18 protein-coding genes are annotated in these 22788 nt (G+C 65.8%); 10 read left to right on the forward strand and 8 right to left on the reverse strand.

Annotation, left to right across the window (positions count from 1 at the left end):
* Positions 1-11: 11 nt before the first annotated feature.
* Complete coding sequence (locus tag VHK65_18240) at positions 12-4112, reverse strand: multifunctional oxoglutarate decarboxylase/oxoglutarate dehydrogenase thiamine pyrophosphate-binding subunit/dihydrolipoyllysine-residue succinyltransferase subunit (protein ID HVS08090.1); 4101 nt, start codon at positions 4110-4112, stop codon at positions 12-14.
* Positions 4113-4146: 34 nt separating this feature from the next.
* Between VHK65_18240 and pyrF the strand changes: the two genes are divergently transcribed.
* The 7 genes from pyrF (at position 4147) to VHK65_18275 (ending at position 10654) form a co-directional block, all read left to right on the forward strand.
* Positions 4147-4977: an orotidine-5'-phosphate decarboxylase gene (gene pyrF, locus VHK65_18245; protein HVS08091.1), complete on the forward strand. Its 831-nt coding sequence runs from the start codon at positions 4147-4149 to the stop codon at positions 4975-4977.
* On the forward strand, positions 4928-6292 hold the full coding sequence (gene amrA, locus VHK65_18250) for an AmmeMemoRadiSam system protein A (protein HVS08092.1): 1365 nt from the start codon (positions 4928-4930) through the stop codon (positions 6290-6292). The genes pyrF and amrA overlap by 50 nt, the downstream gene beginning before the upstream one ends.
* Positions 6289-7269, forward strand: coding sequence for a histone deacetylase (locus tag VHK65_18255; GenBank protein ID HVS08093.1), 981 nt, complete (start codon positions 6289-6291; stop codon positions 7267-7269). The genes amrA and VHK65_18255 overlap by 4 nt, the downstream gene beginning before the upstream one ends.
* A gap of 19 nt (positions 7270-7288) precedes the next feature.
* Positions 7289-7441: a hypothetical protein gene (locus VHK65_18260; protein HVS08094.1), complete on the forward strand. Its 153-nt coding sequence runs from the start codon at positions 7289-7291 to the stop codon at positions 7439-7441.
* 38 nt (positions 7442-7479) lie between these two features.
* Positions 7480-9357 carry a SpoIID/LytB domain-containing protein gene (locus tag VHK65_18265; GenBank protein ID HVS08095.1) on the forward strand — a complete coding sequence of 626 codons (1878 nt, stop codon included), beginning with the start codon at positions 7480-7482 and terminating at the stop codon, positions 9355-9357.
* Between the two features lie 9 nt (positions 9358-9366).
* A complete protein-coding gene (locus VHK65_18270; protein HVS08096.1) occupies positions 9367-10113 on the forward strand; it encodes a hypothetical protein in 747 nt (248 codons plus the stop codon).
* Between the two features lie 115 nt (positions 10114-10228).
* The gene (locus tag VHK65_18275; GenBank protein ID HVS08097.1) at positions 10229-10654 is read left to right on the forward strand and encodes a hypothetical protein; all 426 of its coding nucleotides are present in this window, start codon (positions 10229-10231) and stop codon (positions 10652-10654) included.
* A 25-nt stretch (positions 10655-10679) separates the two neighbouring features.
* On the opposite strand, the gene VHK65_18280 is transcribed toward VHK65_18275, so the two are convergent.
* The 4 genes from VHK65_18280 to VHK65_18295 all read right to left on the reverse strand — a co-directional run bounded on the left by VHK65_18280 (position 10680) and on the right by VHK65_18295 (position 14137).
* Positions 10680-11072, reverse strand: a complete 393-nt coding sequence (locus VHK65_18280; protein HVS08098.1) for a VOC family protein — start codon at positions 11070-11072, stop codon at positions 10680-10682.
* 167 nt (positions 11073-11239) lie between these two features.
* Complete coding sequence (locus VHK65_18285; GenBank protein ID HVS08099.1) at positions 11240-13108, reverse strand: hypothetical protein; 1869 nt, start codon at positions 13106-13108, stop codon at positions 11240-11242.
* Positions 13105-13653, reverse strand: a complete 549-nt coding sequence (locus VHK65_18290) for a TadE/TadG family type IV pilus assembly protein (GenBank protein ID HVS08100.1) — start codon at positions 13651-13653, stop codon at positions 13105-13107. Before VHK65_18290 ends, VHK65_18285 begins: the two co-directional genes overlap by 4 nt.
* A 1-nt stretch (position 13654) precedes the next feature.
* Positions 13655-14137, reverse strand: a complete 483-nt coding sequence (locus VHK65_18295) for a TadE/TadG family type IV pilus assembly protein (GenBank protein ID HVS08101.1) — start codon at positions 14135-14137, stop codon at positions 13655-13657.
* Positions 14138-14317: 180 nt separating this feature from the next.
* Between VHK65_18295 and VHK65_18300 the strand changes: the two genes are divergently transcribed.
* Complete coding sequence (locus VHK65_18300; protein HVS08102.1) at positions 14318-15454, forward strand: hypothetical protein; 1137 nt, start codon at positions 14318-14320, stop codon at positions 15452-15454.
* Positions 15455-15459: 5 nt separating this feature from the next.
* Here VHK65_18300 and acnA read toward each other — a convergent pair whose 3' ends face one another.
* Positions 15460-18177, reverse strand: coding sequence for an aconitate hydratase AcnA (gene acnA, locus VHK65_18305; protein ID HVS08103.1), 2718 nt, complete (start codon positions 18175-18177; stop codon positions 15460-15462).
* Between the two features lie 21 nt (positions 18178-18198).
* Positions 18199-19182, reverse strand: a complete 984-nt coding sequence (locus tag VHK65_18310) for a tyrosine-type recombinase/integrase (GenBank protein ID HVS08104.1) — start codon at positions 19180-19182, stop codon at positions 18199-18201.
* A gap of 125 nt (positions 19183-19307) precedes the next feature.
* Between VHK65_18310 and VHK65_18315 the strand changes: the two genes are divergently transcribed.
* Positions 19308-19841: a PadR family transcriptional regulator gene (locus tag VHK65_18315; protein ID HVS08105.1), complete on the forward strand. Its 534-nt coding sequence runs from the start codon at positions 19308-19310 to the stop codon at positions 19839-19841.
* Positions 19842-19926: 85 nt separating this feature from the next.
* Here the strand turns inward: VHK65_18315 and VHK65_18320 are convergent, their stop codons facing one another.
* A complete protein-coding gene (locus tag VHK65_18320) occupies positions 19927-21111 on the reverse strand; it encodes an ATP-binding protein (protein HVS08106.1) in 1185 nt (394 codons plus the stop codon).
* A gap of 92 nt (positions 21112-21203) precedes the next feature.
* Between VHK65_18320 and VHK65_18325 the strand changes: the two genes are divergently transcribed.
* Positions 21204-22709 (forward strand): Clp protease N-terminal domain-containing protein, encoded by a 1506-nt coding sequence (locus VHK65_18325; GenBank protein HVS08107.1) that lies wholly within the window; start codon positions 21204-21206, stop codon positions 22707-22709.
* Positions 22710-22788: the final 79 nt, after the last annotated feature.

The raw sequence follows: 22788 nt of genomic DNA on the forward strand, positions 1-22788 counted from the left end.
TGCGCTGAATTTTATCCCGAAGTGGGTGCCCGGGTCTCGTCCGGTTTAGACGCCAGCGCCGCCTGGACGATCTTCGCTTCCTGCTTCTCGGCGGCAATCGCATAGCCCTCACTGGGGCTGGCTCGCTCCGGCCGGCCGACGTAGTTGAGGGTGAGGTGCTTAGGCAGCTTGGGCTCGAGGCGTCGCTTGACGTGCCAGTAGGCGCCCATGTTCATCGGCTCCTCCTGGACCCAGGTCAGCTGTCGCACGTTTGGGTACTTCGCAATCGCCGAGAGCACGTCGTCCGAGCGGAAGGGCTCGAGCAACTCCATGCGGATGATGGCCAGGTCCTGCGCCTCGGCGCGCAAGGGGCTCGCGATCAGGTCGTAATAAATCTTGCCGGTGCAGAGGATGATGCGGCGGACATCGTCGCGATGTTGCTCCATCGACGGGTCATCGATCAGGCGGCGGAAGCTGTGCACACTCAGGTCCTCCAGCTTGGACCACGACGGCCGCAGTCGCAGCAGGCTCTTGGGGGTCATGATGACCAGCGGCCGCGGCCGGCTGTGCAACGCCTGACGGCGCAGTGCGTGGAAGTAGTTCGCCGGGGTGCTGGGATAAAAGACGCGGATGTTGCCCTCGGCGGCCAGCTGGAGGAAGCGCTCCAGCCGCGCGCTCGAATGCTCGGGTCCGCCGCCTTCATACCCATGGGGAAGGAGCAGGGTGAGTCGCGACGACTGTCCCCACTTCGCCAGCCCCGAGACGATGAACTGGTCGATGATGATCTGCGCGCCATTGCCGAAATCGCCGAATTGCGCTTCCCAGCAGACGAGCGCCTCGGAGGCATCGGAACTGTAGCCATACTCGAAGCCGAGGGCGGCGTACTCGGACAGCGGGCTGTTGTGCAGCTCGAAGGTCGCGCTGGCGCCGACCAGGTGCTGGATGGGCGCCCACGTCTTGCCGGTGCGGACGTCGTGGAAGACCAGGTGTCGCTGACTAAATGTTCCGCGCTCCGTGTCCTGCCCGGTGAGCCGCACCGGGATGCCGCCCGTGATCAGCGTGGCAAAGGCGAGCTCCTCCGCCTGCGCCCAGTCGATTTCGCGCTCGGCCAGCGGCGTCTTGCGCCGCTCCATCTGCCGGAGCAGCTTGGGGTGCACCGTGAAGCGGTCCGACACGGCCAGCAGTTGGCGGTTGAGTGATTCGAGCGCTTCGGCGGGCAGGGCGGTCTTGATATCGGGCTCGGGGCTCGCGTCCATCGGTGGGCGGCTCACCTGGGGCGCGTGAGCCGCGCTGGCCTTGACGTTTTGGTGGGCATCGGCGAGTCGTGCCTCGGCGGCCTCGGCGCGCGCCCGCGCGTCATCAGCGGTCAGCAGGCCCTCTTCGATCAGTTGCGCCGCGAAGATCTCTCGTACCGTTTGGTGCTCTTTGATCGCGTCGTACATGAGCGGCTGGGTGTAGGCCGGCTCATCGGTTTCGTTGTGACCGAAGCGCCGGTAACCGATCAGGTCGATGACGACGTCGCGCCCGAACTTTTGCCGGAAGGCGGTCGCGAGGCGAACCGCGCTCACGCAGGCGGTGATGTCATCCGCATTCACATGGATGATCGGCAGGTCGAAGCCCTTGGCCACGTCCGAGGCGTAGCGGGTCGAGCGCCCCTCCTCGGGGTCGGTGGTGAAGCCCAGCTGGTTGTTGGCGATGATGTGCAGCGTGCCGCCGGTCGTGTAGCCCTCGAGCTTTGACAGGTTGAGGACTTCTGACACGACTCCCTGCGCGGGGAAGGCAGCGTCGCCGTGGATCAGGATCGGGACGGTGCCGGTCCGATCGAAATGGGGCTCGGATCCCTTGCGCCGCGTCTGCTCAGCGCGGGTCCAGCCCTCGACGACGGGGTCAACCGCTTCCAGGTGACTGGGATTGGCGAGCAGACTGACCGAGACCTGCTTGCCGTTCGGAGTGACGTAGGTGCCTTCGGCCTCGGCGTGATACTTGACATCGCCGGTGACGTCGCCGCCCTCCAGCCGATCTTTGCTCTGCTCGAACTCCACCAGAAGCGACTCGTAGGTGCGGTTCACGACGTGGGCGATCACGCTAAGGCGGCCGCGGTGCGCCATGCCCATCACCACCTGGCGGGTGCCGTTGTCGGACAGCAACTGCAGCGTCTCCTCGAGCATGACGATCATCGAATCGAGGCCCTCGATTGAAAACGTCTTGTGGCCGAGAAAGGCCCTGCGCAAGTAACGGTCCATCGCCTCGACTTTCGTGAGTCGTCCCAGCAATTGCAGCTTGCGTTCAGGGCTGAGCGGTTGACGATATCGCCCGGACTCGATCCGCTCGCGCAGCCAGTTGCGTTGCTCGTGGCTAGAGATGTGTTCGATCTCGTAGGCGATCGTGGAGCAGTACGTCTCGCGCAGATGCATGAGAACCTCGGCCAGGTTTTCTCCGGGAACGCGGACCCGGAGCACGGCGGCCGGCACGGCTTCCATCAGCTGCGGCGTCAGGCCATGGTTCACGGGATCGAGCGAGGGGTCGCCGGGCGGCGCGCTCCCCAACGGGTCCAGCCGAGCGGCGAGGTGTCCGTGACTCCGGTACGCCGCGACCAGTGCCATCCCAGCGGCCACCGCCCGCAGCAGCTCGGCTTCCGCGGTTGTCGGCGCCGCAACCGCCGCGTCCCCCGCTCCGGTGACGGCTCGCGCCGGCTCGCTGATCCCGGCGGGCGGCGCCAAGCGCATCGACTCGAAGATCGACTCGTAGAAGCCGTCGGCGCCCGAGAGCAGCTCATCGATGCGACGGAGAAACTCACCCGACTCGGCGCCCTGGATGACCCGGTGGTCATACGTGCTCGTCATCGTCATTACCTTGGAGACCCCGAGCTGGCGCAGCCCGCTGTCGGCGATCGCGCTAAACTCCGGCGGATATCCGATTGCACCCGTGGCGACGATCGTGCCCTGGCCCTTCATCAGCCGAGGAACAGACGCCATCGTGCCGATGCCGCCGGGGTTGGTCAGAACGATGGTGGCGCCGGCCAGCTCGTCGGCGACGAGCTTCCCGATGCGGGCTTTTGAGACCAGCGTTTCGTACTGATCGCGGAACGCGGCGAAGTCGAGGCGATCGGCGTCGCGGATCACGGGCACCAGCAGCATGCGACTGCCGTCCTGGCGCTGCACGTCGACCGCGAGTCCGAGGTGGACCCCACGCGCCACCCGCGCCGGGTTGCCATCGACCCGATCAAACGTCACCGTCATCGATGGGACGTCCTTGACCGCGCGCGTGATTGCAAATGCGATCAGGTGCGTGTAGGAAATCTTCTCGGGGCGCCCAGCGGCCTGCATGCTCTGGCTAAGCTGGCGCCTGCGCTGGTCGAGCACATCCACCCGCACGGTGCGGAAGCTCGTCGCCGTCGGCACCTGGAGGCTTTCCTCCATGTACTTGACCAATGCGCTGGCTGCACCGCGCAACGGGATGGATCCGGTCAGCGATTGCGCCGGCGCGGGTGCCTCAGCCGGTGTCCCTCCGCTTACGGGAGAGGGCAGGGTGGGGGCCTCTTTCGCTTCCTCGCTTGCGGGGGCTGGCACAGCGGGGGCCTTTTCCACGGGGGCGGGCAGGGTAGGGGCTTTTTGCTGCTGTTCGATCGCCTCCGCGACATCGCGACGTCGGATCGAGCCACCGGGCCCGCTACCCTTGATGGTCGCCAGGTCGATGCCCTTTGCCTTCGCCAGCAACTCGGCGCCCTCTGTGACCTCGGCCTTCGGTCCAGCATCTTTCACGCCACCATTGGGCGCCGTCGCCGCCGTCGTTTTCCCTTCCCCGCTTTTGGGGGAGGGCAGGGTGGGGTCCTTGTCGGACGCGGATGTTGGCGCGGGGGCCTTCTTCGCGGCCGCGTCGCCCTCCGCACCGACGGCAATTTCCGCCAGCGCCGATCCCACGGCAACGGTCTTTCCTGCCTCGGCGAGGATCTTCACGAGGGTCCCGCTCGCGGGCGCGGGGACCTCGGCATCCACCTTGTCGGTGGTGACCTCGACGAGGCCTTCGCCTTCGCGAACCTGGTCGCCCGGCTGCTTCAGCCACTTGGCGATGGTCCCCTCGGTGACCGACTCACCCATCTCCGGAAGGGTGACCTGCATGGTCGTCTGGGGCACGGTCGAATTCTACCCACTAAACTTGGGTCCGAATATGACCTTTAAGTCAAAATTGCAGGCCAGCGAGGACGCTACCGGCTCGATCCTCTGCCTCGGCCTTGACCCCGAACCCGACCTGCTGCCGCCATCGATCGAACGCTCGCCGGCGGGCATCGCCGAATTCGTACAGACCATCGTCGAGGCCGTTGGCGATTCGGTCTCCTCCTACAAGCTCAACCTGGCGTTCTACGAGCTATGGGGGAGGGAGGCCAGCTGGTTGCTGGATAAGGCGCTGGCCGCGTTGCCCAAAGACCGCCCGGTCATCCTCGATGCCAAGCGTGGCGACGTCGGCAGCACCGCCCAGGCGTACGCGCACGCGATGTTCGAGGCTTGGGGCGCCGACGCCGTCACCGTCCACCCCTACCTGGGTTATGACTCGGTCGCGCCCTTCCTGGCGCACAAGGAGAAGGAAGTCTTCATCGTGTGCCGGACATCGAACCCGGGGGCGACGGAGTTCCAGCATCTGCGCAGCGACGGCGAGGCCCTTTACAGGCATATCGCCCGTGCCGGCGTCCGCTGGGACCATCACGGCAACGTCGCCTTCGTCGTTGGGGCGACCGCGCCGGCCGAGCTGCGGGACGTGCGCCAGATCGCGGGGGACCGCCTGTTGCTCGTCCCCGGTATCGGCGCGCAGGGTGCCGACCTCGCGGCTGCGCTCAAGGCGGCGCTCCGAGCGGATGGGCGAGGGGCGATCATCCCGATCTCACGTGGCATCCTGTTCGCGTCGGCAGGCGCCGACTACGCGGATGCCGCGCACGCGGCGGCACGGCAGTATCGTGACGCGATCAACGCTCTCCGGCCGGAGCCCGCGACGGCCCGAGGCTAAACCCATCTCCGGCTTCCTCGCCGGCGCCCTCGTTGCTCATCCCCCCATCCTGCTGACCGAAGTTGGCGGCGCGCAGTCGGAGCGGGTCCGGGCGACCGCTGATGCCATGCGGCAGCTCGACGGCATCCTGTCGGCGGTTGATGCCGCGCTCGCGGTCGTGATCTCGCCGCATAGCCCGTCGAGCATGACGTCGCTGCCGGTTCGTCGAGCGGCCCACGCCGCCGGCGACCTGTCCCGCTTTCGGGCACCCCAGATCCGGGTCGAGGCGGAGATTGACGTGGCGCTCGCGGCCGCGCTGGTCGTCGATGGGCAGCGGGCGGGATTCTCGCTGACGTGGGCGGAGCAGACCGAGCTCGATCATGGCGTGGTGGTTCCGCTGCACGGGCTGGCGCGCACGATGGCGAACAAGCGCTGCATCTTCCTCGGCGTCAGTGGCTGGCCGCTCCACAGGTTCGTCGAATTCGGCGCCTGGTTGCAGCATCGACTCCAGGACCGCTCCGCCATCCTGATCGCCTCCGGCGATCTGTCGCATCGCCTGACGCCGGACGCGCCCTACGGATTCCGCCCGGAAGGGCCGGTCTTCGATCGGCTGGTGATCGACGCCCTTCGCGCGCGGGCGTGGGAGCAGATCGAGGCGCTGGATCCGGACCTCGTCGAGGAGGCCGGCGAGTGTGGTCTTCGCCCGCTCGCGATCCTGCTCGGCGCGGGGCGCGCAGCAAATCTCACGTCCGAGGTCCTCAGCTATGAAGGTCCCTTCGGTGTCGGCTACCCGGTCGTTGCATTCACCGCGTCGGACACCCAAAAAGTGGTGCTCGATATTCAGACGCTGGGTCGTTATGCCATCGACACCTATCTGCGAACCCGCCAATTGATCCAACCGCCGGAGCCGATTCCGGTCGAGCTCCAGGCACCATCGGCGGTTTTCGTGACGCTTCGGAAGCATGGCGAGTTGCGTGGTTGCGTCGGCAGCGTGCGGCCGACCGAGGCAACCGCGGCCCATGAGTTGATTCGGTATGCGGTCGCGTCCGCCGTGCGTGATCCGCGATTCGACCCCGTGCGGCTCGACGAGGTGAGTGCGCTGACGATCAAGGTTCAGTTGCTCGATCCGCCCGAGCCCGTGACCGATATCGCGGGGCTCGACCCGCACACCTACGGGGTCATCGTTCGCCACCGCGATCGGCAGGCACTGCTGCTTCCGGATATCGAAGGGATCGACACGTCCGAGCAGCAGGTCCTCGCCGCGTGTCAGAAAGCCGGCATCGATCGTCACGCACCGCTGGAGCTCGAGCGCTTCCGCACCCGTACCCTCGAGTGATAGCCCTTCTCGCCAACCCTGAGCAAATCGGGCATCGATCCGAAGGCCATCCCGAGCGTCCGGAACGCGTCACCGCCATTCTCGAGGCGATCAAGTCCTCGGACCTCGGCCTTACGCCGGAACCGGCCCCGCCGGCACCAGAGGCGATGATCCATCGCGTCCACGATCCGAGCTATGTGGCGATGCTCGATCGCGCGGCGTCGTCCGGTGGCGGCTTTCTCGACCCTGACACCTACATCACGCCCCTGTCGATGCTGGCCGCGCGCTCCGCAGCCGGCGCCCTGGTCGAAGGGGTCAACCGGGTGCTGGACGGAAAGGTCGATCACGCCGTTGCGCTCGTCCGGCCACCGGGCCATCACGCCGAGCACGCGCAGGCGATGGGCTTCTGTCTGATCAACAACATCGGCGTCGGCCTCATCGCGGCGCGCGCGAAAGGGATTCGCCGCATCGCCGTGCTCGACTTCGATGTCCACCACGGCAACGGTACCCAGCACAGTTTCGAAAACGACGCCGAGGTGTTCTACGCGTCGACTCATCAGTTTCCGTTCTATCCGGGGACCGGCAGTGCCGGCGAGCGAGGAGCGCACGGCAACGTCCTCAACGTCCCGCTCGCCAGTGGCAGCGGAGATCCGGTTTTTCTCGGCGCCTGGGAGAAGAAGATAGGTCCGGCACTCGCAGCCTTCCGTCCAGAACTACTACTGGTGTCGGCCGGCTTCGATGCCCATGAAGACGACCCGCTGGCCGGGCTCGAGGTCACGACCGGCGGCTACCGCGAGCTCGCCACGCTGATCAAGGGATGGGCGATCGAGCATTGTCGTGGGCGGTCGGTCTGGGCCCTCGAAGGTGGTTACAACTTGCCTGCGCTCGGCGAGTCGGTGGTCGTCTGCCTCGAGGTCCTGCTCAATAACGCCACGGAGCGTGACCGTCGCGTGGACACTGCGGGTGATCGAGGGTACAATAGCGGCTCGCCGGACTAAGTCTGGGAGGCAGGGAACCATGGCGAAGTCACGTGACAAGGGCAAGCGCGAAGTAAAGAAGAAAAAGAAGGAAAAGACGCCTAAGGGCGCCCCCGCGCCGTTTAGCGACGCCGCCTTCACCCCACGGCGCGAGCCCGGCATGCCTGGCTCGGCGGGAGCGCCGCCGGCATAAACGCGCGCCGGCCCGCCGGCCGACGCGAGGGGCGCGGAGTGCCATCCGAGCGTTTGAGGCAGTCCGTCGGCGGCGCCGTTGTGGCGCTGCTGCTCCTCGTCACCGACGTGCCGGCGCACGCGGATGATCCCAGCACGCTCGCGGACCGTTTGGCACAGGTTCAGCAGGAGCAGGCCCGGCAGCATCAGCGGTTGAGCGCGCTCGAGGGTCAGCAGAGCCAGGTGCGGCAAACGCTGGCGGCCCTCGAAGCGCAGCTGGCGCAGAGCAACGCCGACCTGGCACCGATCGCTGGGCAGGCGCAAGCCATCGAGGCGCAAATCGCTGACGCGCAGTTTCAGCTGACCCGCGACCAGCTGACGTACGAGCAGCACCTGCGGGTTTTCCAGGCGGACATGCGCAAGCTCTATGCGCTGGGCGGCATGCGCTGGCTCGAGTTCGTCTTTTCCGCGCGCAGTTTCGACGATCTGCTCAACCGCACCATTTATCTGCAACAGATCTCGGTCAGCGAGCTGCAGCTGGCCCGCAAGCTGCGCGCCGAGCGCGACACGTTGGAGGCGCAGCGGCGAGTGCTGGCGCAGGCTCGGGCCGACCTCGCGCCGCTCCTCGATGCGCTGCAGGCGCGGGCGAACGCCATCGCCAGCCAGGTGGCCGCGGTCTCCAGTTATGACAGCGAGCTGGACAGCCTTCGGCGCCAGACGCTGATCCGGCTTGCCGGACTTCAAGGCCAGAGCCGCGCGCTGCAGACGGCGCTCGACAACTACGAGACGGAAGCGGCGCTTGCGGCTCTCCGCGGCTCCGGCGCCACCTATGGAACGACCTGCCCGCCCGCGGCACCGCCAGGGTCGGTGCGCTTCTGCGGTCACGGTTGGGGCCATGGGGTGGGGCTTGGACAGTGGGGTGCGAAGGGCATGGCGCTGGCTGGACTCAATTTCCGGTTCATCGATCAGCACTTCTACACGGGCGCGACCGGGGCCAGCCTCGATACCGGCAACACCCCGATCCACGTCGCGGTCCTCTGGGGAACGGCGACCTACCGCGTCGTCCCAAGCGGACCCGCGCAGCTGATCGCCGGTGGCCGCGTCACCAACGTGGGGGCGGGCCAGTCGCTCTCATTCGCCGCGTCGGGCGGTGTGCAGAAGCTGGTGCCGACCTCGGCCAGCACCCGAATGGCCGTTTACGGACCATCCGGTCGGTATCACGCCTATCGCGGAACCATCGTGGCGCAGCCGAGCGGCGGGCTGCTCTACATCATCAACGTGTTGCCCATCGAGGACTACCTGCGCGGCCTGGGCGAAGTCCCGTCGAGCTGGCCGCTGGAGGCGATCAAGGCCCAGATCGTGGCGGCTCGGTGCTATGCGCTCACGCACATGGGAAGCACCGGCCTGTATGACGTCGACGACACCACGCAGTTTCAGGTCTATCGCGGGATCGATTCCGAGAGCGGACCGCAGAATGCGGCGGTCGATCAAACCGCAGGTCAGGTGTTGATGTACGGCGGGCGCGTGATCGAAGCCTTCTTCTCGGCTTCCGACGGCGGGCACACCGCGAATGTGTCGGACGTGTTTGGTGGCTCGCTCGCGACCTATCCATACCTGCGAGGCGTGCTGGATCCCTGGGACATCGTGGCGCCGCGTCATACCTGGTACACGGCCATCTATTCGTATGCTGCCCTGGAGCGGGTCTACTTCAGCGGCGCCGACGTTGCCACGTACGGGCATCTCAAGGGATTTGACCTGCGCGACCGCGATGCCTCCGATCGGCTCAACACCGTTGGCTTGATTGGAACCCGGGGCGTCAAACGGATTGGCGTCTCTGCCTTCCTCCACGCGTTCAACCGCTCGCCGCTGACCGGCACGGACGTACTCTGGAACGAGATGTTCGGCACGACACCGTCGAACACCTGGCGCTACTGGTAGCCTGCCGGCATGGAAGTCCTGGTGCCAATCGTCATCGTGACGATCGCCATCGCGTTGCTCGTTCTGTTTCTCCGCCGGCCGACCGTGGTCCGGCCGCCGACGGATCCCGGCGCTGCCAAGACCAGTGCGCCAACGGTCGTCCCCAGGACTGACGATGCCATGCAGGAGATCCTGAGCGAACTGAAAGCTGACCTACCACCCGACGGGACCAAGCGCGTCACTATCTTGAAGGGCAGCAAACAAATCGGCTGGACGGTAACGAGGCGGGTCGAGCAAGGCTCGCTCTCCGCCGACGATCTGCGCGGCCTGCTAGGCAAGGGAGCCACCGGGCAGATCGCGGGCGAATTGCTCGCGAAGTTGGGATCAGGTTCGGTGGCCAACGCGCCGGCGGAGGCTCGGCTGCAGTATCCAGGCTCGAGCCTGGTTGTTGACTCCTTCGAAAGTAAACAGAGCACCGCGGGCGGTCCCCCGGAGTCTCGGGACGTCTACAAAACAACCCTCGCGACTGAAGCCGACAGTGCCCAGGTTCTGGCGTGGTATCGGGACTGGCTAGTCGCCCATGGATGGCAACTCAGTCCATCAGCGGGAACCAGTTCCGACACCTCGCAGGAGTACACCCGCGCCTCCGAACATCTCCGGCTTGCCGTAGCAGACCCGGCGACGCTCACCTCAATCCTCGCCATGCCCATTCCCGTCGGCACAAAGACGGTTTACGAAGTCGAGTACAGCAATACCTCAACGCACCCGGCGCCTTAGCTCGGCTAGCAAGACCTTCCCGGCGCCCGACATTAATCGTTAGGTGCAACTCTTGCCTAGCTCGTCCAGAAGTGTGCGCATTTGGGAGCGTATCTACAGAGCGTTAGGGTGGTCAGTGGTTGCCGTCCCGGTCGCCGTGTTGTGCTTGATTGCGCTCGGTTTACTCACGCTTTTCGATGGCGACCTCGTCAGTTATGTCAGGGTCACTCATCAGGCCGAGTCTGAACTCTCTTACCCCGGAGCTATTCTGGTACGAAACCGCGCGATGGGCAGTCACACGGATGCCTTCTTCGGCACGTACTATCCGGCCTTCACGTCGTCGATCCTGAGAACGGATGCCTCCGCGGACACGATCCGAGAGTGGTATCGGATGCGATTGACCACCGATGGCTGGACAGATGAAGGCGATGGCACTTCATACAACCGGCCTGGCCAGCACATCCGTCTGTTCTTCTTCGTCGGCCACAGCTTTTATGGCTACGCCTTCGGATTTGATTGTGGAGGCCATAACAACTGCGACACTCAATTCCCACCGGCCTAATGGACGGGGAGCGGCGGTCGGTGCGCTAACCTAGCCGGACCGAGCCGTCATCCGCCAGTGTCCAGTCCGGATTGTGGGCGACCTCCCACACGTAGCCCTCGGGATCGGCGAAGGCGCCCGTGTAGCCGCCCCATTCGGCGCGTGCGGCCGGGCGCCTGATCGTTCCACCGGCGCGCTTCGCTTCGGCGAGCAGCGCATCGACCTCCTCGGGTGAGCGGACGTTGTGCGCCAACTCGATCCCGGGCGCACCGTGACCACCGAGCGCGGCCCACAGCCCGAAGATCATTCCCCCCGCCTGGTAGAAGGCGACCTCGTTGTCGGGTTGCTGCGCGCCGGTCCAGCCAAGCGCCTCGTAGAAGGCGCGGGCACGGGCCAGATCCTTCACGCCGAGCGTCACCATAGTGATGCGCTGTTCGATGGGTTAAGTATGGCCTTGGCCGCGTCAGGGCTGATTGGTATCGGTGTTGCTGTTGCCGCCTGACTGGCCCGATGGCCCCGATGGCCCGGACTGCCCCGACTGTCCAGACTGAACGTGGTGAAGGCCGCCTCGTCAGGCGGCCTTCATCGATTCTGCGTAGCGAAGTCTTACGGCAGCAGGTGCAGCGGACCGCCCTTGAGGCCGACCGCCACCGTTACCGTGTCCACCGCCACCGTGTTTGCGCCCGTCACGTACTGCATGCTCCACCAGTCGTTGCCGGGCGCGGGATTGTAGTTTCCCGGCACCGGGATTTCGACGTGGATCCACTGGCTGTTGGCCGATATCCCGCGGGACGTATCCGTGGCGACAAAGGTCGCCGTGGTATTTCCGCCAGCGGCACTCGAGATGACGGTGTAGCTGCCTCTTCCCAGGTTCGAACGCTGCACGCCAAGGTTGTAGACGTTGACGCCACCCGGGAAGACGTTATTGCCCGTCGGATCGTTGATATTGATTCGCACGAAGCCGGTGGTGCTGGCGATATCACCGGGGTCCCAAAGATCGACGCTGACCGTCAGCCCGGCATAGTCCGGGGTGAGCCGAAACAACTGCATGGAGAAGCTCCCGCCCGGGCCAGCATCAAACGGGGTGAAGAAGGCCATGTCGTCCCAGGCTGAAACGGCGCAGGTTGCGCAGGTGCTGATGTTGGGGTTGACTGCGCGCACCGCATACGCCTTGTGCCCGGTCTGGGGTCCATTGGCCAGGGTGCCGTTGTGGTCCAGCGCATCCACGCGCAGCCGGTACTCGCCAGGCTGGAGGACCCCGCCGACCAGGTACGAGTTCGGGAACGTCTGCAGCGAAACGAGCTGGTTGTCGGAAGCACCCTGGTAGGTGGCGATATCCACCCAGTTGTGGTAGATGAGCATATTGGAGGGCGTCGCGCCCGCGTAGAGCTGCGTGACCGTCTGATTGATGGTGGGTCCGCCCATCGCCTTGTATTGATTGGCTGGCTGGTTCCAGTTGCGCGCGTCGATTGGATAGACGGTCATCTGCGAGATCATCTGGTCACTCGCCCGGATGAACACGTTGTTGACGCGGAAGAGGGTGTAGCGCATCGCGGTGTAGCGCGTCGGGTCATTGGGATCGAACGGGCCTCCGTCGTCCTCGTGGAACCATTGGTTCCCACCCACCGAGCAGGTCCGTGCCGCCGGGTTGGAGTTGTTGTTGTCGCAGAAGTTTGCGCTGCCGTTGGTGCCGTCGGGCGCAAAGGCGGCGTTGTAGACCTGGACTTTGCCCCCCGAGCCCCCGTTCGGAATGGTAATCCGGTAGTTATAGCCGCCCAGGTCCCGCAGGGTGGCGTAGCGCGGCTCCGAGCCGTTGCTGAAGCTGATCTGGTGTTTGTCGTCCGACACCCCATAGCCACCGCCCAGGGGGTTCGGCGTGTAGGCATCACCCTGGCTGCGGTCGGTGGACCAGCCTTCCTCGCGCATGAAGGCGAAGCGGGTGCGACCCAGGTCTCCGAGCGACGAGCCGATCTGGCTGCCCGGCTGGCCCAGGGAGATGGGCGGGAGGTAGGCCGCGACGGCGGTCCGCGCCACCTGGTAGGTCGAGAATCCAAAGAGTTGCATGAAGAACACCGGCGCGTTGCGGGCGACCGTGACCCGCAACTGGTTCGGGTGACCGGACACCACCGCCGGGGTCACCCTGACGGCATTGGCGGCATCCGCTGGATCGAAGGCGTTCCGCTTGGCCTCATCCACGGCGCGGTCCGTGGCATCGTTGCGCGAGCCGACGGGGACCGCCGTCGCCGGGGCGAACTGGTCGGGCATGAAGACGACGCCCGACAGCGCGGCGGCTGCCGCCGCGCGCTCGGCGGCGATGCTGTACATGTAGCCGACCGCCAGGTCGACGGCGATGCCGACGCCGCCGATTAGCAGCGTGCCGGTCAGCGCGAGCAGCACAATGGCCTGCCCGCCCTGCTTCTTCAGGCGCCGGAGGACGCCTGCCGACTGGTTGTGTCGCTGAGGTGTTTGTTTCATATGAGTAATGGGGCCGCCTTCATGACTGCGTAATCCTGGAGCTGCATGTTGCTGGGAAAAATCCCGGCCGGAGGCGTGTACGTCCAGAGGATTCGGACGCCGATCGAGGTCTCGTTGGGCGGCGTCTGCTGGCGGTTCTGAACAGGAAACGTCTGGGTGCCCGGAGAGACTCCGCCCCCTGCCGAGATGAAGTACTGATCGAGCGGGTCGCCAGGCGAATAGCTGCCATCGGCGCGCGTCGGCGCGTAGATATCGATTTCAGTTGGGGTTGCCGCCGTCAGGCCCTTCGCCACCGCGAGGACGTTGCGGACGATCTGGTTGTCCACCACCGCGGTGGTGAGGCCGGTGGTCTGCGACCCGCCGATCTCCGCAGCCAGGCGCGCACCCTGCCGGACGCCGTAGCCGGCGGTGATCTTGTCCGAGATCATGACGCTGGCATCGAAGCCACCCATCAGAAGAAAGACAAGCACGGGGATGACCACCGCCATCTCGGCCAGCGACTGGCCGCGCCTACGATGCATCGGGCTGCGTGAAAGGACCTTCATGTCAGTAGCTCTGTGGCTCAATCCGGACCCAGGACACGGCCGTCGTCTTCAGCGGCCCGAGGGGGGCGAAGAACCCGGCTTTCCAGGTGTAGGTGTAGTTGACGGTGACGCCGATGAAGTCGCTGGTGCCGTTCCCCACGTCGCGGCCCGAGGCGGGCCACGGGATGGAGTTGAGCGGCGTCCCGTCTAGCTTGTACTTGTTGGTTTTCGCGATATTTTGCGTCAGGTTGCCACTCCCGTCCGCGTCGAGCTTGTAGATGTCAACCTCGTCGACCGTGAAGAGCTGGGTTCCGCTAACCGTGTTGCGAATCGTGGTCACCACCTGGCTGTCAGTATTCGCGACGTTGCCGAGCGTGGCGGCGACCCGCGACCCTTCCGCGGACGAATAGCGGGCCGTTCCGACGCTGAACATCAGCAGGGCGCCGTCGAGCACGCCCATGATCAGCACCAGCAGGACCGGGACGACGAGCGCGAACTCGGTCATCGTTTGACCGCGGGTGCGCGTGCGATTCCCTGAAGACCTTTCGGCTTCCATAAGACTGCAACGCAAGTCTCCCGGCCGCCATTCGCGAACGCAAGGATGCGCACGGGTTTGTGCCAGGTCCGAGAAGCGTCCGCGAAGGCGCGGTACGGGGACGTCAACCGGGTTACAATCGGCCCCAGCTTGAACGTGTCCAGGCCGTTGCAACGGCTTCATCCGGCCGTCATTCTTGTCGGATTTCTCGCCGCCTGCAGTTCCCCCGGCACCGGCACGAGCTCGTCACCCACGAACTCGCCCTCCCTGTCGGCGACGCCAACGCCGGCTTCCGGATTTCGGGTGGTCTTCACGGCTTCCACGCCCAGCGCGAGCGAGATCTTTCTCTATGACTCCGCCAGCAGCGCGCCCCAGCAGCTCGTGGCGCTGGGCGCCGGGGCTCCCCCGGAAGCCCGCTTTGTCTCTCCCCAGAAGGTCGCCTACCTGGACAACTCCAGTCCGGGATCGACCAAAATCATCAGCCTCGAGCTCGGCACGCGGGCGAAATCGACCGACGCGAGCGTCACTGGCTACGTCCCGGCCTTCGCCTACAGCCACGATGGCGCGATGCTCGCCTATCTCTTGCACGACAACGCGGGCAAGCCGTCGCTCCATGTCCGCCGCGGGGCCCAGGAAACCACGCTCAACCTCAACGCCATTCCCGGTCGCGGCGTCGGCCGCGATGACGAAGTGCGCCTGGAGTATGCCCCCGACGACAAGTACCTGCTGATGGTCGACACCTTTGTCGGCAATCAGGGCCAGGCGCCCGAGACCGGCCAGTTCCTCGTGCTGCGAGCCGCCGACAACACGGTCGCGTTCCTGCCGCCGTCGGGGATCAGCGCCAACGCGACCATGGCGACGTGGGCGCGGCACACCGACCGGTTGTATTACCGCGACGCGCTTGGGGTGCGCACCTGGGATGCCGGCGTCCCGAGCATCGGCACGCTGGCCACCGCCCTCCACTGGTACGACCCGGCCGCGTCAGCCGACGATCGCTGGCTGGCCTATACGGACATCGACAACCGCAGCGTGCCGCACGTCCAGCTCTACGACCTGCAGAGCAATCAGGTGGTGGCAACCACGGCGGCGGCCCGCTCGCATCCGATCTTCATCACGGGCGATACGCTCTGGTACCTCGAGGAGCAGGCGTGCTCGAGCGAGTGCCTCGGCGGGCCATCGCAGACCTCGGGAAAGGTGCTCGCCTATAGTCTCAGGACCAAGAGCGAGACTGCCCTACCGTTCAGCGACGTCCATAACCTATCGCAGCTGTCGGTTTCGTCGAGTTAGCTCGGTCAGGCCGCCATCAGCTGGCGCAGCACCATCGGCAGAACCCCGCCATGGCGCAGGTACTCGACGTCGGTTTGGTTGTCGAGCCGGCAGACCACCGTGAACCGTTGTCGGGCGCCCGAGTCGCCGGCGGCCTCGACCTGGATGCGCTGCCCCGGCTTCAGCCCGGCAGCCAGCCCCCGGATCGCAAAGGCCTCCTTGCCGCTCAGGCCGAGCGACTGTAGCGATTCGCCCGGCAGGAACTCCAGCGGCAGAATGCCCATCCCAACCAGGTTGCTGCGGTGGATGCGCTCGAAGCTTTCGGCGATCACCGCACGAATCCCGAGCAGGAGCGGCCCTTTGGCCGCCCAATCGCGCGAGCTTCCCGATCCATACTCCTTGCCGGCGAATGCGACCAGAGGCACGCCCTCGGCGCGGTAGCGCTCGGCCGCCTCGAAAATCGTCATCTCTTGCGCGTCCGGGAGGTGCGTCGTCCAGAAGCCCTCCCGCGAGGTGAGCAGATTGCGCAGCCGGATGTTGCCGAACGTGCCGCGCACCAGGACCTCGTGGTTGCCGCGCCGGGCCCCGTAGCTGTTGAACTCGCTGCGCTCGACGGCATGCTCGACCAGGTAGCGGCCGGCCGGGCTGTCGGGCGGGATGCTTCCCGCGGGCGAGATGTGGTCGGTCGTGATCGAGTTGCCAAGGATGACGAGCGCCCGTGCCCCGACGATGTCGGTCAGCGGTAGCGGTTTGGCGTTGATGCCGTCGAAGAAGGGAGGCTCGCGGACGTATGTCGAGGTCGGATCCCACTCGTAGGAGGGTCCGGTTGGCGCCGACATCCGTTGCCAGTTCTCATCGCCATCGAAGATGCGCTCGTATTCCCGGGTGAACATCTCGACCTTGAGCGAGGTCCGGATCGCTTCGTTGACCTCTTCGGCGGAGGGCCAGAGCTCTCGCAGGAAGACGTCCTTGCCGTTCGTGTCGGTTCCCAGCGGGTCGGTGGCCAGGTTGCGGCGGATGTCCCCGGCGAGCGCATAGGCGACGACCAGCGGCGGTGAGGCGAGATAGCTGGCGCGGACCAACGGATGGATGCGGCCCTCGAAGTTGCGGTTCCCGCTGAGGACGGCGACCACGTTGAGTTTCTCCTTCTCGACGGCGGCCTCGACCTCGGCGCTGGCGAGGGGACCGCTGTTGCCGATGCAGGTCGTGCAGCCGTAGCCAACCAGGTAGAAGCCGAGCTGCTCCAGGTAGGGCATCAAGCCGGCCGCCTTGAGATAGTCGGTAACGACGCGCGATCCCGGGGCCAGGCTGGTCTTGACCGTGGGCGAAACGCGCAGCCCGCGCTCGACGGCGCGTTTGGCCAGCAAGCCGGCGGCCACCATTACCGAGGGGTTCGAGGTGTTGGTGCAGCTGGTGATGGCCGCGATCACGACCGAGCCGTTGCGCACCTGTTGGGCCGGACGGGCTTTGACGGCGGTGGCGTGCTGAGGCTCGCCCGCGGCCTCCGCGACACCGCCCTCGTTGTCGAAGCGGGCCAGGTCGTTGTTTCCCGGATGATCGTCCATCGCGAAGGCGGTCTTGAAGCTCTGCCAGACGTTGGGGAGTGCCACGCGATCCTGGGGCCGCTTCGGTCCCGCGACGCTGGGCTCGACGGCCTTGAGGTCGAGGTCGAGAAGCTCGTCGAAGACGGGCGTCGGGGACTCGTCGGTGCGGAACATGCCCTGCTCGCGCGTGTAGCGCTCGACGAGGTCGATCAACTGGCGATCCCGCCCGGTCGTCTCCAGGTAGCGCAGCGTCTGCTGGTCGACGGGGAAGAGGGAAGCCGTGGCGCCGTACTCCGGGCACATGTTGGAGAGAGTCGCGCGGTCAGGCACGGACAGACTGGAGAGGCCGGCGCCGCAGAACTCGACAAATTTATTCACCACGCCGTGCTTGCGGAGCATCTCGGTCAGCGTCAGGACCAGGTCGGTCGCGGTTGCGCCTGGCCGCAACGCCCCGGTCATGCGCACACCGAGGACCACCGGTGTCGGGAGGTAGGTCGGCTGTCCGAGCAGCGCGGCCTCCGCCTCGATGCCGCCCACGCCCCAGCCGAGCACGCCCAACCCGTTGACCATGGTCGTGTGCGAGTCGGTCCCGAGCAACGTGTCGGGCAGCGCGTAACTTCCCTTGGCGTCCTTGCGCACCTGGACGACGCGGCTCAGCCGTTCGAGGTTGACCTGGTGGCAGATGCCCATCCCGGGCGGGACGACACTGAAGTTGTGAAACGCCTGCTGGGCCCAGCGCAGGAGGGCGTAGCGTTCGCCGTTCCGCTCGTATTCGCGCTCGATGTTGCGGGCATAGGATCCCAACGACCCGAAGGCGTCGACCTGGACGGAGTGGTCGATGACCAGGTCGGCCTGGACGAGCGGGTCGATCCGTCCGGCATCCTTGCCAGCACGCTGCATCGCCGATCGCATCGCGGCCAGGTCCAGCACCGCCGGCACGCCGGTGAAATCCTGGAGCAACACCCGAGAGGGGAGATAGGGCACCTCGGCCCCGGGGGGCGGCGCCTCCGGCCATCGGCTGAGAGCACGCAGGCTGGTCTCGTCCACGCGACCGGCCTCTTCTACACGCAACAGACCCTCCAGCAGGATCTTGACCGTGATCGGGAGCCCGGTCGGGTCGCCGAAGCCTGCCTCCGCGAGTCGACTCAGCGGATAGTAATCAAGCGTCGTGGAGGCGAGTCGTCGTCGGGCGGCAATCATTTCGTATTGATGCTAGCAGCGTCACTCGCGATTTCCGCTGTGGAACTTGCGATGCGCGGCGCGCAGCTGGGGATTCGTCACATGGGTGTAGATCTGCGTGGTGTTGAGATTCGCGTGCCCGAGTAGCTCCTGGACGGCGCGCAGGTCCGCGCCGTTGGAGAGCAGGTCGGTGGCGAAGGAGTGGCGCAAGGTGTGCGGTGTCGCCTTCACCCCCAGCCCGGCGACCCGCACGTACTTCTGCACCGCTCGCTCGATCGAGCGGGTCGACATCCGCATGCCAGCACCGCCCGGCGTCTGGTCCACGGCGCCCTTCATCCGGATGAACACCGGTTTCCACCGATCGTGGCGCGTCTGCAGGTAGCGGACCAGCGCATCGCTCGCGGCATCGCTGAGGAAGACGACGCGCGGCTTTCGCCCTTTGCCGATGACCCCGAATTCGCGGGTCTTCAAGTTGATGTGGTCGCGATCCAGGCGCGCCAGTTCGGCGAGCCGCAACCCGGTGCTGAAGAAAGTCTCGAGCAGCGCGCGGTCCCGCAGGCCCCGTAGGTCGTTGACGTCCGGGGCGGCGAGCAGGCGGCGCAGCTGGTCCGCGTCTAGGAACTTCAGCGAGCGCGAGGCGGCCTTGCCAAGCTCGATCCGGTCTGGCGCGAGCACCTCCAGGCCCTGCCGGGTCCAGTAGCGCAGCATCGAGCGGAGCGCGATCAGGAAATAGGTCTGGGTGGCCCGTGTCAGGGGACGACCGGTGTGCGCGTTGACGTGGCGGGCGAGCGCGAGCTTGTAGCGGCGGACCACCTCGGTCGTGAGGTCGGGCAGGTCCTTGACCTCCGGCTCCTCCCGGCCGAGCCAGCCGAGCAGGTTATTGAGGTAGTGGTCGTACTGGCGGATCGTCAGCGGGCTGAGGTTGCGATCGATCTCGCACGCCTCGAGGAAGCCGCGCACCCGCTCGGCGAGGGCGCTCGCCACCGGAGGTGCCTGCGTCGGGGACGTGGTGGAGACGGTGGGCACGCTGCTGCGCGAATTCTACGGCTTCGACTCCGTCGTCCCGTCAATTCCCGTTTGACATCTGCCGAGCTGTAGGCTTAATATCGCGATATATCGTGATAGTGCGTCAAGAATAGGAGGATTTCCCCATGTGGTCACGCCGTGAGTTCCGTTTCGACCAGTTCCGCCGCCAGATGTTCGAGCGCGGCGACCTCAAGTACGTCATCCTCGACCAGCTCAAGGACAAGCCCGCCCACGGGTACGAGCTGATCAAGGCCCTCGAGGAGCGCTTCGGCGGGTTCTACGCCCCCAGCCCGGGCGCCGTCTACCCAACCCTCCAGATGCTCGAGGACATGGCCTACGTCAGCTCCGTCCAGGAGGACGGCCGCAAGATCTACAGCATCACGGACGCGGGTCGCGCGTTCATGACCGAGCGCCGTCCGCAGGTCGACGAGGTCTTCAGCCGCATGAAGGAGCGCTGGGGCGCCGAGTGGGGCCCGAATGCGCACCGGATGATGCACGACCTGCGCAACGACATGCGCGACCTGGGCCGCTCCGTGGCGACCGAGGCCCGCAACCGCTGGCCGAATCCCGAGCAGCAGCGCCGCATCCGCGACGTCATCGCCCGAGCGAAGGCCGAGATTCAGGCGATTCTCTCCGAGCAACCCGCGGCGAAAGTCTAGGCAGATTCTCCCTCCGCCTCATTTTCCTGCCCGGTAGCGGGAAATTTTTCCCTCCCCCGCTCGCGGGGGAGGGTAGGGTGGGGGACTAGAGCTCCCCGCGAATGATCCGTCGCCGGATCCATTCCTCGAAGAAGCGCTCTTTGATCACGTAGGCGCCGCTCGGCTCCAGGTCCACGAGCTCCCGGTCGATCAGGGTCTGGATGGCGCGCTGCACGGTGGTCGCCGGACCGAGGTTCGCGTGGCGCCGGTAGTCCTCGCGGTAAATGTTGCGACCACCCCACTCGACCAGCGCCACGAGGAGGTTGCGCTGAGCCGGAGCCGAGTCGTGCCAGAGCACCGTCATCTGCGCGGCCTCGGCATCGAGCACCCGCGAGATGGCCGTCGAGACCAGCTCCTTGGTGGAGAGGGGGAGGAGGGCTACTTCCCAGAGAAAGTGCGCCGCCTCCTGGGTGTCATTGGGATGCGCCCCGGTGAAGTCGATGAGGGCGTAGATGGCGTCCTTCGGCAGCGGCCGGCCACTGGCCTTGAAGCGCCCCATCAAAAAGCTGGCGAATTCTTCGCGCGGCAGCGGGCCGAGGGGATATGGGCGGGCCATCTTCAGCAGCGGCGCGCTGCGCTCGTGCACGGCTCGGCGGAGCAACGCCTGGCGCGATCCGAGGAGGGCGTACGACACATGTTGCTGATGCTGGATGACGGCGCGCAGCTGCCGCAGGAGCGTGACGCCCAATTCCATGAGATCCTGGAACTCATCGAGGATGACGACGACGCGCTTCTTCTTGCCCTCGCGGGAGATCACCTCGGGCTCTTGAAAAATCTGCTCGAGGAGCGCATCGAGGTTGGGGATGCCGGCGCTGCCGGCCTCGAACGACAGCGATGCCTTTCCGTCGCTGTCGAGCGTCAAAGTCGGCCGGACGCGAAACGCTTTGAGGTGCTGGACGACCCAGTCTTCGGCGCGCTGCGCCGGGTTCTTGAACGCATCCAGGTACGCCGACGCGAGTCGGTCCGCTAGCCGGGCGCGAGAGGGGACCAGCATGCAGTCCAGGTAGGCGACCGGGATGCCGCCCGCCTCCAGACGTCGCTTCACCTCCAGAATGAGCGAGGTCTTGCCGAAGCGGCGGGGCGCCTCGATCAGAATGCTCTGACCGCCGCGTAGCTCGCGCTCGAGCACCATCAGGTCGGCCTCCCGGTCGGTAAAGGCGTCGCCGGAGACGATCCGCCCGAAGCGGAATGGGTTGGTGGCGGAGGTCGCTGCCTTTACGCGTGCTGGCATTACGCGGGTTAGTATAACTCCGTTGCGCGGACTTGCGTAGTTCAGGAACTCAAGGCAAGGCCAGGGTGTCGGCAGCGTTTAGATTGGCGGCGGTGAGCAAAGAAGGCGGTTCGAGCTGGGCTGCGCTGATCACGGTCCTGAAGACCCGTCTGCGGTCGGCGAGGCGCACGTCTCACCGGATGAAGTATCCGTTCGAGTGGTTCTCCGTGCCCGCGAGGCGGGTGCTGAATCTCACCCAGGACGAGGCCGAGCGGATGCAACAGCCTGCCATCGGGACTTCGCATCTTCTTCTGGGTCTGCTCCGTGAGGCCGATGGCCTGGCCTCGAAGATTCTGGCTGGATTCGGCCTCGAGATCGACGCCGCGCGCGAGATGCTGAGCCGGGAACCGCTGGAGGGGAGCCCAACTGGCAGGCATCAGGCAGTTCCAACATCGGGGACCAAGCGCGTGATCGAGAACGCCTTCGAGGAGAAGCAGCGAACTGGGAGGAGCTACGTTGGGACCGAGCACCTCCTTGTAGGGATTCTGCTGGAAGCCAACGGAAACGGTGCGCTCGTTCTCGCGCGGTCGGGCGTGAATCTCGAACGAACGCGAAAGCGAGTCGCAGAGTTCTTGGCTCAGGGAATTTCTGACTCTTCACGATTTTTAGGTTATGCGGATCTAGCGCTCGAGAACCTCAGCGTCACGGCCGAGTCGGCATTGATAGCAAGCGCGCGCGAAGCGGCCGAACTTGGGGCGCAGTCCTTTGGCAGCGAATACGTGCTGCTGGGAATTCTCGGGCAGACAGGGAGTCTGGGTGCGCGTGTTTTGACGGAGCTCGGCATCACGAGCGAGACGGTGCGGGCGCGCCTGACCCGGGCACCAGCATCGGAGGCGGGCGCGGCAGCTCCTATGACGGACGGACTGCGCATCGAGCTGAGGAAGACATTTCTGGCGCCTCAAACGGGTGTCGCGGTCGACACGTCTGCATTAGTACAGGCGGTGCGGGCAGGAGGAGGGTTGGGGGGAGCCATTCTGGGGAGCCGTACCAGCAGGCAGCAGCTCGATCGGGTCATCGCCTCGTTGCGAACCCCTGAATTGTCGGAAGAGCCGATCGGGAGATTCACGAAACCACTGCTATCGCTGTGGAATGAGCGGGCGGTGTCGCGAATATGGGCCGCTCGATATGCGGACGCCCGTGCTGACTACTCGTTGCTTCGGCCTAACGCCACCACACCATTCGAGCGAGCAGCGTATGCGAACAACCTTGCGTGGGTCAATCTCCTGATGGGCGACCGGAGCCTGTTCGCAGAATCCCTGGTCCTCGCCGAGGAGGCGGTAGCCGGCGCATCTGACAAGAGAGCCTTCCAGAGTACTCTCGCCCTTGCGCTGATTGAGGATGGTCGCACTCGGGAGGGTGTTGAAATCCTCGAGGCTCATGGAGGCGACGACGAGGACAGACGGGGCGTCGCGGAGGTGACCGCGATCCTCGCCATTGGCAAATGGCGAGAGGGTGACCGCGATCGCGCCAGAACTTTACTGGAGCAGGCTACCGAGCTCGATCCTCAGTGCGCGCTCCTACCTCGGGTGAAGGCGGAGTTGGAGCCACCGCCTAGCTGACGCGCTTCAGCTGTTGAGGATCTCGAGGTCGAGACGGCCAAGGTAGTCCGGGTCGGCGAGTAAGGCCGCTGCCCTACTG

The sequence above is a fragment of the Candidatus Dormiibacterota bacterium genome, assembly GCA_035544955.1.
Lineage (GTDB): Bacteria > Chloroflexota > Dormibacteria > CF-121 > CF-121 > CF-13.

Coding starts and splice junctions, on each gene's coding strand:
- VHK65_18320 (HVS08106.1), bottom strand. CDS start 21,111: ATGCCAGCACGCGTAAAGGCAGCGACCTCCGCCACCAACCCATTCCGC.
- VHK65_18295 (HVS08101.1), bottom strand. CDS start 14,137: ATGACCGAGTTCGCGCTCGTCGTCCCGGTCCTGCTGGTGCTGATCATG.
- VHK65_18285 (HVS08099.1), bottom strand. CDS start 13,108: ATGAAACAAACACCTCAGCGACACAACCAGTCGGCAGGCGTCCTCCGG.
- VHK65_18315 (HVS08105.1), top strand. CDS start 19,308: ATGTGGTCACGCCGTGAGTTCCGTTTCGACCAGTTCCGCCGCCAGATG.
- VHK65_18260 (HVS08094.1), top strand. CDS start 7,289: ATGGCGAAGTCACGTGACAAGGGCAAGCGCGAAGTAAAGAAGAAAAAG.
- VHK65_18290 (HVS08100.1), bottom strand. CDS start 13,653: ATGAAGGTCCTTTCACGCAGCCCGATGCATCGTAGGCGCGGCCAGTCG.
- pyrF (HVS08091.1), top strand. CDS start 4,147: ATGACCTTTAAGTCAAAATTGCAGGCCAGCGAGGACGCTACCGGCTCG.
- VHK65_18270 (HVS08096.1), top strand. CDS start 9,367: ATGGAAGTCCTGGTGCCAATCGTCATCGTGACGATCGCCATCGCGTTG.
- acnA (HVS08103.1), bottom strand. CDS start 18,177: ATGATTGCCGCCCGACGACGACTCGCCTCCACGACGCTTGATTACTAT.